This window comes from Candidatus Woesearchaeota archaeon (assembly GCA_030651135.1).
Taxonomy (GTDB): Archaea; Nanobdellota; Nanobdellia; order Woesearchaeales; family JACPBO01; genus JACPBO01.
Genome location: JAUSCS010000013.1, coordinates 193098 through 207720, shown reverse-complemented (window position 1 = coordinate 207720; position 14623 = coordinate 193098). Strand labels below are relative to the sequence as shown.

The window sequence follows — 14623 nt, the reverse complement described above, 5'->3', positions numbered from 1 at the left end:
CTCTTCTTTATTGGCTATCTTCCATACCATCTCAAAATAACTCCTGTAGGAATCCGCCACTTCCTTGTTTTCTTGCGCCCTAAAATTGCCATGTTAAAAGCGAAAGACTTATATACTAAAGTGAATAACATTATTCATAAAGTGAATAACTAACATGAGGCAGGAAACACTATTAAAAATCATAGGGCTGATGAGGAGCAAATTAGCTGGCGGGCTCACGATATTGGAGATTTCTAAACAATTGAAAATAGGCTATCGCCCCGCTTACAACCACATAGGCGAGATGGAAAAAGAGGGAATAATCCAGATAGAAAGAGTGGGAAGCTCAAAGCAATGCAAACTGGATTTCAATAGCCCAAAAACAAGGCATTTACTTGAATCATGGGACATGGCCAAAAAAGAAGAAATATATGGGAAAAACCAAAAGCTAAAAGCAGCTGTTGAAAGCTTAATCTCAAAACTAACTGAAAGATTTATCTCTGAAATTCACTCAATTGTTTTGTTCGGAAGCTATGCAAAAGGCACAGCGACAAAACAATCCGATATAGACTTGCTGTTTATAGTGAATGATTTAAAGTACAAAAAATTAAGGGAAGCAATAGACCAAGAAAGCGCAAGCTACCAATATTCGCACAATATTAAAATAAGCCCGCTAATCACAGATATAGCGGAGCTGAGAAAGATGCTGAAAGCAAGCGAGATGAATGCCGGAAAAGAAGCAAGGGAACATGGGATATCCATGTATGGGCATGAAATGTTTTGGAGGATTGCAGCATGAAGAAGAGGATAGAAATGCTAAAGAAAAAGATTGAGAGATATCTGAAAAAAGAACAGCTTTTTAAAAATGACGAGCATAAAAAGCTGGAGAAGCCATTTTTAGCGAAATCAAGAAAGAATTTTACTGTAGCCAACCTTCTCTTTAAGATCTCAGAGCAGGAAGATACGAGAAAACTGCTTAATCTTGCCTCTGACTTTGAAGCGCACGATTGGGTGATTGTTGTTTCTTATTATGCGATGTACACTTCTGCTTTGTCTGCATTGGCCCGCCTCAGTTATAAATCAAAAAGCCACGCTGCAACAATCACAGTTTTGGAGCATGATTTTATGGATAAAGCCGATGGAAAGAATCTTGAAGCAAAAGATATTCATAAACTTGCGAAAGCTTATGCTTTAAGCGAACAACTCGTTGCTAAACTTATCCAGACGAAAATAAAAAGAGAAACTGCCCAATATGATGCTACCCCTTCTATCACAAGAGAAATGGCTAAACTTGCCTTAGATGATGCAGATGAGTTCATTACAAAGATCGAGGAAATCTTAAGCCAGTAAATTAAGGCTTGGCTATTTTCCATACCATCTCAAAATAACTCCTGTAGGAATCCGCCACTTCCTTGTTTTCTACCAAAATCCTGAAAAAACTGATCCCTTTCTGTTTAAAAACCCGGAAATGTCAAAAACCACCCATCAAAGATGGGTGGCATGTTGCTGTAGTTCCACGCATCAGGTGGTTAATTGGAAATGTTCACATTTCCAATTTGCTCAAAAATGCAAACATTTTTGACATTTGAGCATGCTCGGAAATATACCCTGCAGCGAAATACGCAGATAGCTTGTCCATCAGTCATAGACTGAGGGTATATTTCCGACATATTAACAATAGACGATGCGATCAAAAGAATAGAGATCCTCAGAGGATAGTTTTTTAAATAAGTCTTTATTCCTATTCAACATGAAAAAATCAAAAACCCTTGCAATAGAATACAGCGGATTGAGCAGCAATAGCTTAACGGCAATAAAAAGCCTTGACGCTGAAATTCGAGAATTTTTAATGAAAGATGGCTTGGTGCTGTATAAGATGTTGGATGTTTTGGGATGTGGCGGCGGTTCCAAAAACAGATTGAGCAACATCATAGTTAGGTTTGGAAATGCTGTGGTTGAATACGATTCGCATAGAACTATTAATAAGGAAGAAACTGAAATATATGCCCATTCCATTAATTTGCACATTTTATCAGAGACTCCAGGAAAAGCAGCAGATTACATCAAACATCATTTATTCGCGCCTACATTGCTGTACAAAGAAGAAGAGTACGATGAAATACTAACGCCTTTTATGCTTGGCACTGAACAGCTTTTCTTAAGCGCATATTCAAGGGAAGAGAGGGATGAAATTTACAGACTGCTGACAAGCGGAAGAAGCGCATTGTACGAGAAAGCAGACGGTCATTTCTTTGATAAAGAAATTGTTGATAAGTTTGCAGATGTACTTGTAGAAAAGATCAGAAAAGTGCAAAATGCCATAAGGATAACAAAATGAAGCTCATAAAAATCCCCTCTTCACAGGGAGGGCTGGGAAAGTCAGACGGATCAGAGCTTGCCCCAGACGAAGTTATTAAGCAAACTCGTGACTTGTTCCTGAACGAGAAAGGCGAACTGCCTGTTTTTGAAATAGATGAAGTCAAGATCGCAAGCTCAAATCTAGAGGAAACAAACAAAAACATATTCAACAAAGCAATGGAGATCTTCAAAAAAAATGAAAAGGCGATTTTCATAGGTGGAGACCACGCAATAACCTATCCTGTTGTGAGGGCGTTCTCGAATACATTTAACAAGAATCCGGGCATTATAGTATTTGATGCGCACCCTGACGCAGAGGACTATTTTATGCCGCCTACACAAGAGGACTTGCTGCCTGCGATGATAAATGAGAATTTAATAAAAGCCGCCAATATAATTTTGGTGGGCATCAGAAACTGGCATACTAACGAGCTTGAATTTCTTAAGAAAAACAAGATAAGATTCTTTAATATGAAGGAAATAACTGAAGAAGGCCTGCATGAAAGCTGCGAAGCAGTAATGTCGATAGCAAAGAACTTTGATGCTTTGTATATTTCCATAGATATTGATGCTGTTGATCCTGCTTTTGCGCCTGGAACAGGTTATATTGAGCCAGGCGGACTGACTTCAAGGGAATTGCTTTACTTCCTGCAAAGATTAAAGTTTTTAAAAAACCTAAAAGCCCTTGATATAGCTGAAATAAATCCTAAAAAAGACATTAACAGCATAACATCAAAGCTTGGGGCAAAGATTTGCGTTGAGATGAGTTGATGCACAAAAACCGCAATATTTAAATACCCCCTATTCATACCTTAGTCTTAGAGGGGAATTCTGGTTAAAATGGACAAAAACGAAAACATAATGAAAACTGGAACAACAACAGTAGGAATACTCTGCAAAGACGGGATTGTTCTTGCAGCAGACAAGAGAGCCACAGCAGGCTATTTAATAGCCAGCAAAAAGACAGAAAAAATACATAAAGTTACAGATAATATTGCAGTTACAATGGCTGGAACAGCTTCAGATTCCCAATTGCTAATAAGATACGGCCAATCAGAGCTTAGGCTTAAAAAAATAAGGACAGGAAAGGAAGCCACTGTAAAGGAAGCTGCAAACCTTTTCTCACGCTTAGTTTACTCAAATATAAGGAAAATGAGCATGATTCCTGGTGTGTCGCATTTTGTGATGGGCGGCAAGGATGAAGGCGGGTTCTTTATTTACGAAATCTTCCCGGACGGAACAATAACAGAGATTGACGATTTTATTTCTTCAGGATCAGGCAGTGTAATGGTTTATGGTGTTTTGGAAACTTTGTACAAGAAAGGCCTTTCTGTGGCAGAAGGCGTAAAGCTCGCTATCCAGTCAGTAAACGCAGCATTGCAGAGGGATATAGCAAGCGGCGACGGCATTGATGTTGTCACCATAACCAAGGAAGCTGTCAAGAAAGTTTTTGAAAAGGAAATAAGAATAAAACTTGAGGATTAAGGTTCTGTGATTTTTCAGTTCAAATAAATTAAGTTAAAATGACTACAATAATTGAGGAAATCTTAAAAGATTTGCCAAAGGAAAAGATATCTGATGCGTGTTTTGAGGGCGCAAATATTGTCCTCTACACAAAAGACAAGGATTTCTTCCTTAATAATGAAGGCATTATACGCGAAATAGTTAACAAAATAAAGAAAAGAGTAGAGTTAAGGCCGGATCCAAGCATTACAATGGAGCTTGAAAAGGCTGAAAAAGAGATAAAGAAAATAATGCCTGAGGAATCCGGAGTGGGCAATATAATATTTGACCCGCAGCGCTCAAGCGTCATAATTGAAGCTGAAAAGCCGGGGCTGGCAATCGGCAAGCAAGGCGAGCTTTTGAGGGAGATAAGGGAGAAAACATTATGGGTGCCTTTGATAAGAAGGACTCCTGCAATAAAGTCGCCATTGATAGAAAGCATACGCTCAGTACTTTACCAGAATTCAGATTACAGAAGAAAATTTCTTGACAGGGTCGGCCATCGCGTATATGACGGCTGGCTGAGGGCGAAGAAAGAAGAATGGATCAGGGTAACATTTTTGGGCGGGGCAAGAGAAGTTGGGAGAAGCTGCATTCTGCTTCAGACTCCAGAATCAAGGATATTGCTGGATTGCGGGGTTAATGTTGCCAGCGAAGAGCATGCATATCCTCTCTTTGAGGTGCCTGAATTCAAGCTGCAGGAGCTTGATGCTGTCATAATCTCGCATTCTCATCTGGACCATTGCGGCTTATTGCCTTATCTATTTAAGCTTCAATATAGGGGACCGGTTTACTGCACTGCTCCGACTCGGGATGTAATGTCTTTGCTAATGCTTGATTATGTCAAGATAATGCAGAGCGAAAGAAAAGAGGCAATATATAGCGTGGATGATATAAGGGAAATGGTGAAGCATACCATAACGCTGGAATATGAAGAAGTTACTGATGTAACTCCTGACGTAAGAGTAACACTCTATAATTCCGGCCACATTCTTGGCAGCTCAATGATTCACATGCATGTCGGAAACGGCCTGCACAATATACTTTATACCGGCGACCTTAAATATGGAAGATCGCAGCTATTGGAGCCAGCAGCAACACAATTCCCAAGATTGGAAACATTAATGATAGAAGCCACATACGGCGGCAAAGACAATATTCTGCCTTCTCCGAAAGAAGAGGATGAAGAGCTGCGCAATATCATTAAAAGAACTATTGACAGAAAGGGCAAAGTTCTGATGCCTGTTTTAGGATCAGGAAGGGCGCAGGACATGATAATCCTGATAGAGCAGATGGTCAGAACCGGGCAATTAGAGAAGGTGCCTGTTTTCATAGATGGCATGGTATGGGATGTTACGGCAATCCATACAGCGTATCCTGAGTTTTTGAACAATACAATAAGAAAGCAGATATTTCATAAGGATGAGAATCCTTTCTTATCCGACATATTCAGAAGAGTGGGCAGCCCTAAAGAAAGAAAAGAAGTAATAGAAGAAACAGGGCCATGCATAATATTGGCAACTTCCGGGATGCTGGTTGGAGGGCCTTCAGTAGAATATCTGAAGCAGCTTGCTGACAATCCAAACAATTCACTTGTTTTTTCATGCTACCAGGGCGAAGGCTCTCTAGGAAGAAGAATCCATAATGGCGAAAGGGAGATAGTGTTTAAGAGCGGCATAAAGCAGGAAGTGTGCCATATCAAAATGGAAGTTGAGAAGATAGAAATAACAGACCACAGCGACAGGAAGCAGCTGATGAACTTTATTTATGACTGCAATCCAAGACCCAAGAAAGTTATTGTCAATCACGGAGAGAACTCGCGCTGCTTAGATCTTGCAAGTTCAATACATAAAGCTCAGAGAATAGAAACATCTGCTCCGAAGGTTCTGGAAGCAGTGAGGATTAAGTAATTGTAACTAAGGAATAGTAAAGTATTTAAACAGGAGGCTTTTTCTAAAAATATGGAATTCACAAAAATAGGCAAATTTAGAGAATCTTTAGTAAAAAGAGTAGAGAAATTGTTTCTAAATGATTTTACAAATCACGAAGAAGTTGAACATGCGCTTAATATTTCATCTTCACCAGGATCACAATATAAGGAAGAAGCGAAGAATTATCAAGGGCAAAACTAAACAACGCGTTTTCTCTTAAATTTATAACCACTAATTAGTAACTATAAAACGAAAGGTTTAAATAGTAGCTCTAGCACTCATATTCCGGGGTAAAAAGAAAAAATGAATAAAAAAGACACTGATGTTCTGGGTGGTGTGGAAGTAAAACCAACAATAACTAATAAGAATTATTGGCAAAGAACTGATGATCTTAACGATGTTCTAGCATATCTATTAACAACATACCCCAAAAGTAAAGCTAAAGACAAATTAATCTCACTTGATGATGCAGTAGATTTTTTATCTAAGAAAAATAATGATGGCACTTATACAAATGATGCATACAGATGGATAGTTATCCGGGAAAAGGATAAAACTGCATTTGAGGGCGAAGTAAAGGGAAAAATAGTGGGCGTTGTTGCATATGATGTTTGGGATGTTCCTGAGAATGATGGCCTGCACTTCACTCCGCTTTATTATCTGGCTGCTGATAGAGGATATGAAAGCGCTGTAAATCATATTATAAATACGCGCGTCTTGCCTTTTGCTAAAAAGTACAGCAAGGACAGAGGCAAGAGAAATATCGGATTTTATACAGATGAGACAAGCAGCAAAAAATTACTTAAAGGCATCATTAAGCAAGTTGGAAGAGGCGGTTGTTTGGGCAGAATGGGAGTTCCTACATTGGAAGATATTTCAGAAGAAGACTACAGGAAGGTCAACTTTGAAAGAAAGAGCGATGTGGATCTTGTATTTATTCCATTTTACAACGAAGAATTAACAACAGCAGTTGCTAAAGAGATGGTTTTTAGTTACTTGGATCAAGGCTATAATGGAAAACAGACTGGCGATGAAGGATACATGCCATTAAGTGAAATGTTATCTTACAAAAAATTTGCCAGAAACTTAGACAAAGAATTCCCTGACGGGATAGTTAAACTTAAGCCGATAAGGTGAATTTAAATGACTAACCAAGAAAAGAACGAAAATGTGATTGAAGGAATTAAAAAAAAATTGAAGACCTTGGACACAGACCCGAGAACCATAGATGGCGTTGCTAAGATCTTCTGGGCAGCAGAAAATGAAAAAGATGTCGAGTTTATGCAGAAAAGACTTGAATGCTACCCAGGACGATATATGGGGAGCGGACTTGTATATTCTTATTTTGAAAAACTTATGGAATTAAAGCCCGAAATTTTAGAAGAGGCTAAACAAAAACTTGGAAAACTCGGCAGGCGGCTATCGCCAACTTTTTTTGATGAGTTTTTTCATAGTGATGAAATCTCTTGTGATATGTCTTGTGATCTGCACCCAAAATATGATGCATATTCTCAAGAATTCAGAGATTTTCATAAAGCAGCCTGTCAATTTGCCCTTAATAAAATGAAAGAATACCTGGGGGTAGAAATAAACACCCCTGTAAAAAGATCTTTTTTATATGAAGTCATGTACCATACTGTTGGCAAAGTAATTGAATTGCCTGCAAAAGAAGGGCCGTTTATCGGAGAAATTAAAACAAAAACATCAGCAGGGCCGTCTTTTCCTATGAGCCTTATACTTGACCATATCTTTCATACAGACGAATCCAATCAGAACCACCCCGGATGGAAGATTTGGGTTGAAGATAAAAAAGGAGAGGCGAATTCGTTTTCTTATGCATTCAAAGATGACGGTCTAGAAAGAATGGTTGCATTGGATAATGAATTTGATATTGGAGATCATGTGAAAATAGACAGATACAGCAATGGCAGCTATTCTTATCCTGTTAAGCATGGTGGAAGCCAGGCAATTAATGTCGTTTCTAGTGTAATTACTAAATAGTAGTTATAAACCGAAAGCTTTATATACTTGCTCTGCTGTTCTATTTATATGGCGAACAAGCTGTTTATGGCATTCATTGCTGCGGGGATTCTTGTTTTAGCTGTTCTGGCTAGCTTGCTTGCTGTTCAGTTTACCAATGAAAAGACAAACAAGAACAATGAGATAACGTCAACTATGGCTTTTAATGATGGGCATCAGCCAAAGGCATCTCCTTCTGACTGGATAAAAGAGGATCAGATACATGTTCTGAATAATAACGTTGTTATTGACTTAAAGGATGCTCAATGGGCAACTTTCACAGATACGCATTCAATGGAGCCTGTTTTAAGCAAGGGATCAAATGCAATTGAAATAGTGCCTAAGGATGAAAGCTACATCAATGTAGGCGATATCGTATCTTACAAATCAGAATACGCTGACGGATCCATAATCCACCGTGTTATAGCTGTTGGCCAGGATTCAGATGGCTGGTATGCCATGATGAAAGGCGACAACAACCCTGAGCCAGATCCGGGCAGGATAAGGTTTTCTCAGATCCAAAGGCTGGTTGTCGCGATAATTTATTAAAGGAGACTCTAAAATGATAAGCAACAAAACCATAAAAGCTCTTATATCATACACGAGAGCAGAGGAAATATTTTATTTCGCGCTGATGGCTTTAATAATCATATTGACGATCATAGGTGCATTGAAATGAACGGAAAAAAAAAGATTCCATTTACGAAGTCTGTTCCGAATACATTAATAGATACTGAAGTTAAAAAATATGAATCTTTACATTATATTCCTTTAAAAAATGTAATTATTGTAATAGGAGAATATAAGCGACAGCAAGAACTGGAATTCGATTATGTTTTAGCTAAAGATGGCAAGATAATCACTGCGCTAACCCTCTCTGGCGAACAAAAGAAGTTGGGGCATAGATTAAACTTGATACGCCCACTTTCAAACTTAGAGCTCAAATGCCCATCTCTTTATAATTGTGTTGAGACCAAAACATCGAACAGCATCTTATATGAAAGATTTCCTACAATAAAATTCTTAGAGAAAGTTGCACTAACAACTAATTGCGAATTGCCTGGATATGTATTTAATAAAACACCCATTGACTTCAGATTGAATTAAACTAAATCTTTATATATAAATCAATTTTTCTCTTTATTATGGAAAACATTGAAGACTGGAGAAAAGCCGGAAGAATAGCTGCTGAAGCTTTGGATTATGGAAAGTCGCTGATCATAAATGGAGCTTCTTACTCAGATGTAACTGAAAAGATAGAGGCAAAAATAATGGAATTAGGCGGAGAATGCGCTTTTCCGGTTCAGCTTAGCCTTAATGATATTGCAGCGCATTTTACAGTTGAGCCTGGCGAGGACATTAAATTTACAGATCAATTAGTCAGCTTAGATGTTGGCGTTCATGTCAACGGCGCAATCGGCGACACAGCTTGCACAGTTGATTTGTCCGGGAAATATGCTGATCTGGTAAAAGCAGCTGAAGAGGCGCTTCAGGAAGCAATAAAAATAATAAAGCCAGGCATTGCATTAGGAGAAATAGGAAAAGCAATCCATGCTGCAATAGCAAAACACGGCTTTTCGCCAATAACAAATTTATCCGGTCATGGCCTTGATCTGTATGATATTCATACAAAGCCCACAATACCAAATTTTGACACTGGCGATAAAACAAAATTAGAGAAAGGCACCATAGTTGCAATCGAGCCATTCGCAACAAACGGAGCAGGAGTTGTTTATGAAAGCTCTAATGCAAATATTTTTATGCTGATTGACGTAAAGCCAGTCAGAAACCCGATAACAAGAAAAGTGCTGCAGGAGATCGCAAATTACAAAAATCTTCCGTTCTGCACAAGATGGCTTGCAAAGAAGTTTTCAATGCCGCAGACCCAGTTTGCATTAAGGGAATTGAGGAATATTGGGATCCTGAAAGAATTTCCTCCATTGCCTGACAAGAAGCATGGAATTGTTTCGCAGGCAGAGCATACTGTTTTAGTTGACGATAATGTTGAAATTCTGACAGCGTTGAAATGAAATATAACCTATGTGTGTGTTATGTTCCCGAGACTACGCAGTGCTTAGATTAGGAAGGCAAATCCCAACAAAGAGTAAATTTTAACCCCGTAAAAAGCTTTATATATAAGATTGCCACGTATCTCATTATGGTTACGCTTGGAGAGCTAAAGCGAGAAATAGATCAAATAAAAGAGCGAAATAAAAGGGTTGAGAAAGATAAGGCTTGGGAAACGAGCTGGTCTAGAAGAACTCTTATAATAGTATTAACTTATTTGGTTATAGTTTCATTCTTTTATTTCGCTGGACTGCCAAATCCCTTTGTGAATTCGATTGTTCCTGCAATAGCATTTTTGTTATCTACTTTAACTCTTGATTTCTTTAAGAAGGCGTGGTTGAATTGGCGCGAAAAGTGATAGGAGTCAAATTTACTCTTCGCCGCCTTACTGCTTTGCTGCATTCCACATTATCTCGAAGTACTGCCTGAAAGAATCAGCAACTTCTTTTCCAGTTATCCTTATGGCCAGCGGATCTTTTGTCAGGATCATTATGCATGACCTGTTTTTATAAAGCATTATTTCAGCAGGGGTTGCCTGCTGCAAAAATCTTACCTGGTATTTTCTTGATTTTAGGAAGAAATCAATCCTTTCCTTTCTTTTTCTCAGCTCTTCATTGAAGATTATGCTTGTGGCTATTCCTTTCTCAGCCCTTAATTTCGAGTATTTGACAAAGAACATGTCTGCCTGATTTTCTGATTCGCCTTTGCTTGCTCCGAAAACATAGTTTTGGTCTCCTTTTTTGCATTCATTAATCAAATCCTCAAATATTGTTTTCATGCCGCTCCATCCCTGGAATACCTCAACATTGACCTTTTCTTTTGTTTCGCTGAATTTGAGAAGCAGGGTTGGAAGCATTTGATTTACAAAATTTCTTTCGTTTTGAAGCTCTTTTTCCTTTTGATCCAGAAAATCCATAATGTGACTTGGATTTGCCGGGCTGAAATGCGCAATGCCGTTTTTTTCTACTTTTGAGATTATGCCTTTTTCAACCAATCTGTTAGTTACGTCATAGATATTGGAAGGGGAGATGCCTGATTTCTTTGCCAATGCTGTTTTTGTGCATTCTCCAAGCTCGAGCAAAGCATCATAAACCTTGATTTCGCCTTCTGTAAGGCCTATTTTTCTGAGATCCGAAAGCTCCATAGTGTTAAGTTAGCTGATCTGCTATATAAATCTTTCTAAAGTAGTCCTGTACAAGGACACCCTTGTTTATATAGTTATTACGTTACTACTATATCAAGATAAAAATAATAAAGCCGCACGGGCTTAAAGCGTGGAGGAAAAGAAAATGATAATGGAAAAATTAAGTGTAGAAGACAAAATTGATGCAGCTAAAGACTTCGCTATTGATCAAAGTTACGTCAGCTCGATCGTGAGGTATGTAGGTATGGATCTAAAAGAAAGATCTCAGCTGAATAAGAAAATAAAATTTGAGTATGATTTTGGAGGTAAATGAAAATGAAATCAATCGCGCAAATGTTGAAGGAAGATAAGAAGAAAAAAGATTTAGAAAAACTTAAAGAAGAAAGACTTGAAAAACTTCGAGATTTAGAAAAACGATTGCAAGAATGCAAAACAAAAGAAGAGGTATTTGGCATATTTCAAGATAGAGTCATGTCAAAAATTGGAAAAAGAGAAAGTGCACACGACGGTTATAATAACCCTCTGTATAGAGAACAATATACATATAGAGAAGAGACTAGAGAAGAACAATATAAGTATAGAAAAGAGACTATAGAAGAGACATTTAAATTTGCTAAATACTTTCTCAAGCTAGAGTCTGGAAAAGATATAGAATATGCGTCTTTTGGTTGCGGTTGCTATAAGTTGGACTATCTAATCAAAGGAGAATCTGGAGATCATATCATAGAAAGTCTAGACTCAGTTGAAGCAAGAATATTGAGTATGTTTGGTAATGGAGGTGGAGGCTGCGATGGAGATGGAGGGTATGTAAAAAAATACTATGATTTTATGAGTGCTAATTGTATCCAAAAATATTCAAAACTATATATCGCTTTGGCAATTTCAGGTCTGGGAGAAATATTTGAATCATATAACGTTGAAATAAAATCAGATGGATGCTACCTTTATACGGTTAAAAATAAAGTCAAAGACATTGTCGCTTTAGAGATTTACAAAGGAATACTTACAGATACAATTAATCTGGATGAAGAGAAGAAATCTCAATTTAAAAGTGAGATGAAGAATGTATTTGGACAGAATTATGATGCAGCAGTAGAATCATTGCGTAACGGATTGGACAAATATAATGAATTCCTTGGTAATACTTTATTGGATTCAAAAAAAGTAAAAGCCAAGGTAGTTCAGGTTTTTGAAAAAGTTTTTTCTTAAGTTTTTATTTTTTTAAACCTAAACGCTGAAGCGCTGTAGAAATTCAGGAGATTCTGCAAATTCATTTTAAAAAAGTATTTAAATTAGAAGCTGTTTGTGATTGTTGAGATGGCAGAAGAAGTTCAAAAAGGACTGATTGTTTTTCAGGACAGGAAAATCCGTAGGATTTGGTATAATGATGAGTGGTTTTATTCTGTTGTTGATATAGTTGAAGTTTTAACAGATAGTCCAACACCAAGACAATACTGGGGGAAAGTTAAAGACCGAGAATTTATTCAACTTGAACTGTCCCCAATTTGGGTACAGTTGAAAATGCCCGCTGAAGATGGCAAATTACGATACACCGACTGCGTCAATACAAAAAATGCCTTTCGGCTTATTCAATCCATTCCATCAAAAAAGGCAGAGCCGTTTAAGCAATGGCTAGCTCAGTTAGCTAAAGAGCGTATAGAAGAGATTGAAAACCCGGAACTTGCTCAAGACAGGGTTAAAGAATATTATGAATTCAAGGGTTATCCAAAAGATTGGATAGACAAAAGGATAAGGGGGATTGCCATCAGGCAGGATTTAACCGATGAATGGAAAAACAGAGGTATTGAAGAAGAAAGAGATTTCGCCATTCTGACAAATGAAATATCCAAAGCAACATTTGGGAAGACCATAGGAGAATACAAACAATTTAAGGGATTGAAGAAACAAAATCAAAATCTCAGGGATCATATGACTGATTGGGAACTGATTTTAACAATGGTTGGGGAGAAAGCAACGACAGACATTACTGTTGCGAAAGACGCAAAGGAGTTTCCACAATTAAAACAAACCGCTAAGGAAGGCGGAGACATCGCTAAAAATACACGAAAAGAACTGGAGCAGAAAATTGGAAAAACAGTCATCTCATCAGAAAATTATTTGCATTTGACTGAAGAAATGAAAAAGAAGAAGTTAGAAGATAAAAGTAAGAAGTAACTTAACTCACCCATTCGTTTTTGTTTCGTAGTTAAAAATGTCCCTATAAATCGTTAGCCATCTTTTCGATTGAAATTAACCAAGATTTAATGCTGCTTTAATGGCATCAGCATATTTCTCATTCATCTCGCCCAACCTGAATATATTTTAACTTCCATTTTATAACTTATCCAAAAAAACCTTTTCCTCCTTACCCGTATTCATATCCTTTACTTTCACCTCTTTTTTCTTAACTTCGTCTTCACCGATAACTATTGCTTTTTTTGCTTTTATTGAATTTGCATATTTTAATTGGTTGCCTAAATTTCTCCTGCTCAGATCGTAGTCAACAGAATATTTCTTCCTTAATTTATCAACTATTTTAAGTGCATCTTCCCTTACATCATCATTCAATATAGCGACAAAATAATCAGGGCCAAGATCAATTTTGGGAATTAGCTTCTTATCTTCCAGTAAAAGCATCAATGTCGAGTAGCCCATTCCAAATCCTGTTGCCGGGCATGGTTCTCCGCCAAACTGCTCAATCATCTTATCGTATCTCCCGCCGCCTGCAATTGCCCTGAACTTCTGCTCTGAATCAAAGCACTCAAACACAGTTCCGGTATAGTAGGCCAGGCCGCGGGCAGCTGAAAGGTCAATCATTACAAATTCTTTTTTGACAAATTTTAAGATATTCTTTAATTCTTCACAGCCTCTAGAAGCTTCTTCATTTAGCTTTAATTTTTCTATTTCCTCGATTTTATTTATTTTCAGGATGTTTTTTATTTTAGTTATTTGTTCATCATTTAATTTAATGCCTTTCAGCTCTGTTTCAAACTCTTTTTCAGAAACTTTTGATTTTTTATCAATGATCCTTATTGTTTCTTCAAGCTTGTTTTTATCAATAAAATCAGTCAATAAACCTTCCAATAATTTCCTGTTGTTTATTTTTATGAAAAAATCCTTTTTTGTCAGCCCTAATGCCGTTAAAGAATCAATTACTAAATTAATAACCTCGGCATCTGCTTCGGGCTTGTCGCTTCCGAATAGCTCCACCCCAAACTGATAAAATTCCCTTGCTCTGCCCTGCTGAGGCTGCTCATATCTCCACATTCTAGTCAAATAAAACCATTTTACAGGCTTTGGAACTGTCTTCTGCTTTTCGATGAACATTCTCGCCAAAGGAACAGTCAGATCAAACCTCAGTCCAAGCTCTTCATCGCTTCTCTTTTCAAGCACGAATACTTGTTTCTTTATCTCTTCCCCTTCCTTTTCAGTCAATACTTTCAGATGTTCAAAAGCCGGGCTTTCAACCTCGCTGAATCCGTATTTGATCGCCATAGCTCTGAGTATTGAAAATACTCTGTTCTGGATCTCCTTTTCTTCCGGATAAAAATCCGCTGTTCCTTTTACTTTTTGGAATGCCATTTTGCTCCTCATCATGCCTTTTTATTGCAAAGTTTAAAAA

18 protein-coding genes are annotated in these 14623 nt (G+C 37.6%); 16 read left to right on the top strand and 2 right to left on the bottom strand.

What is annotated here, in order from left to right; translation table 11 throughout:
• The first annotated feature begins 154 nt into the window (after positions 1–154).
• The 13 genes from Q7J54_07790 (at position 155) to Q7J54_07730 (ending at position 10215) form a co-directional block, all read left to right on the top strand.
• Positions 155–778, top strand: coding sequence for a nucleotidyltransferase domain-containing protein (locus Q7J54_07790; GenBank protein MDO8741436.1), 624 nt, complete (start codon positions 155–157; stop codon positions 776–778).
• The gene (locus Q7J54_07785) at positions 775–1329 is read left to right on the top strand and encodes a hypothetical protein (GenBank protein MDO8741435.1); all 555 of its coding nucleotides are present in this window, start codon (positions 775–777) and stop codon (positions 1327–1329) included. The genes Q7J54_07790 and Q7J54_07785 overlap by 4 nt, the downstream gene beginning before the upstream one ends.
• A gap of 400 nt (positions 1330–1729) precedes the next feature.
• Entirely contained in the window at positions 1730–2317 is a 588-nt protein-coding gene (locus Q7J54_07780) for a hypothetical protein (GenBank protein MDO8741434.1), read from the top strand.
• Complete coding sequence (locus Q7J54_07775; protein ID MDO8741433.1) at positions 2314–3108, top strand: arginase family protein; 795 nt, start codon at positions 2314–2316, stop codon at positions 3106–3108. The genes Q7J54_07780 and Q7J54_07775 overlap by 4 nt, the downstream gene beginning before the upstream one ends.
• A gap of 69 nt (positions 3109–3177) precedes the next feature.
• Complete coding sequence (locus Q7J54_07770) at positions 3178–3822, top strand: proteasome subunit beta (protein MDO8741432.1); 645 nt, start codon at positions 3178–3180, stop codon at positions 3820–3822.
• 38 nt (positions 3823–3860) lie between these two features.
• Positions 3861–5750 carry a beta-CASP ribonuclease aCPSF1 gene (locus Q7J54_07765; protein MDO8741431.1) on the top strand — a complete coding sequence of 630 codons (1890 nt, stop codon included), beginning with the start codon at positions 3861–3863 and terminating at the stop codon, positions 5748–5750.
• Positions 5751–5801: 51 nt separating this feature from the next.
• Positions 5802–5972 carry a hypothetical protein gene (locus Q7J54_07760; GenBank protein MDO8741430.1) on the top strand — a complete coding sequence of 57 codons (171 nt, stop codon included), beginning with the start codon at positions 5802–5804 and terminating at the stop codon, positions 5970–5972.
• A 102-nt stretch (positions 5973–6074) separates the two neighbouring features.
• The gene (locus tag Q7J54_07755) at positions 6075–6908 is read left to right on the top strand and encodes a hypothetical protein (protein ID MDO8741429.1); all 834 of its coding nucleotides are present in this window, start codon (positions 6075–6077) and stop codon (positions 6906–6908) included.
• Between the two features lie 6 nt (positions 6909–6914).
• On the top strand, positions 6915–7772 hold the full coding sequence (locus tag Q7J54_07750; GenBank protein ID MDO8741428.1) for a hypothetical protein: 858 nt from the start codon (positions 6915–6917) through the stop codon (positions 7770–7772).
• A 48-nt stretch (positions 7773–7820) separates the two neighbouring features.
• A complete protein-coding gene (locus tag Q7J54_07745) occupies positions 7821–8339 on the top strand; it encodes a hypothetical protein (GenBank protein ID MDO8741427.1) in 519 nt (172 codons plus the stop codon).
• Between the two features lie 126 nt (positions 8340–8465).
• A complete protein-coding gene (locus Q7J54_07740; protein MDO8741426.1) occupies positions 8466–8897 on the top strand; it encodes a hypothetical protein in 432 nt (143 codons plus the stop codon).
• A 38-nt stretch (positions 8898–8935) separates the two neighbouring features.
• Positions 8936–9820 carry a type II methionyl aminopeptidase gene (map, locus tag Q7J54_07735; protein MDO8741425.1) on the top strand — a complete coding sequence of 295 codons (885 nt, stop codon included), beginning with the start codon at positions 8936–8938 and terminating at the stop codon, positions 9818–9820.
• Positions 9821–9948: 128 nt separating this feature from the next.
• Complete coding sequence (locus Q7J54_07730) at positions 9949–10215, top strand: hypothetical protein (GenBank protein ID MDO8741424.1); 267 nt, start codon at positions 9949–9951, stop codon at positions 10213–10215.
• Positions 10216–10242: 27 nt separating this feature from the next.
• Here the strand turns inward: Q7J54_07730 and Q7J54_07725 are convergent, their stop codons facing one another.
• Entirely contained in the window at positions 10243–11001 is a 759-nt protein-coding gene (locus tag Q7J54_07725; protein ID MDO8741423.1) for a helix-turn-helix domain-containing protein, read from the bottom strand.
• Positions 11002–11146: 145 nt separating this feature from the next.
• On the opposite strand from Q7J54_07725, the gene Q7J54_07720 reads away from it, so the two are divergent.
• The 3 genes from Q7J54_07720 to Q7J54_07710 all read left to right on the top strand — a co-directional run bounded on the left by Q7J54_07720 (position 11147) and on the right by Q7J54_07710 (position 13176).
• Positions 11147–11314 (top strand): hypothetical protein, encoded by a 168-nt coding sequence (locus Q7J54_07720; GenBank protein ID MDO8741422.1) that lies wholly within the window; start codon positions 11147–11149, stop codon positions 11312–11314.
• A gap of 2 nt (positions 11315–11316) precedes the next feature.
• Positions 11317–12210, top strand: coding sequence for a hypothetical protein (locus Q7J54_07715; GenBank protein ID MDO8741421.1), 894 nt, complete (start codon positions 11317–11319; stop codon positions 12208–12210).
• 108 nt (positions 12211–12318) lie between these two features.
• Positions 12319–13176 carry a Bro-N domain-containing protein gene (locus tag Q7J54_07710; GenBank protein ID MDO8741420.1) on the top strand — a complete coding sequence of 286 codons (858 nt, stop codon included), beginning with the start codon at positions 12319–12321 and terminating at the stop codon, positions 13174–13176.
• 159 nt (positions 13177–13335) lie between these two features.
• Here Q7J54_07710 and hisS read toward each other — a convergent pair whose 3' ends face one another.
• Entirely contained in the window at positions 13336–14583 is a 1248-nt protein-coding gene (gene hisS, locus Q7J54_07705) for a histidine--tRNA ligase (protein MDO8741419.1), read from the bottom strand.
• Positions 14584–14623: the final 40 nt, after the last annotated feature.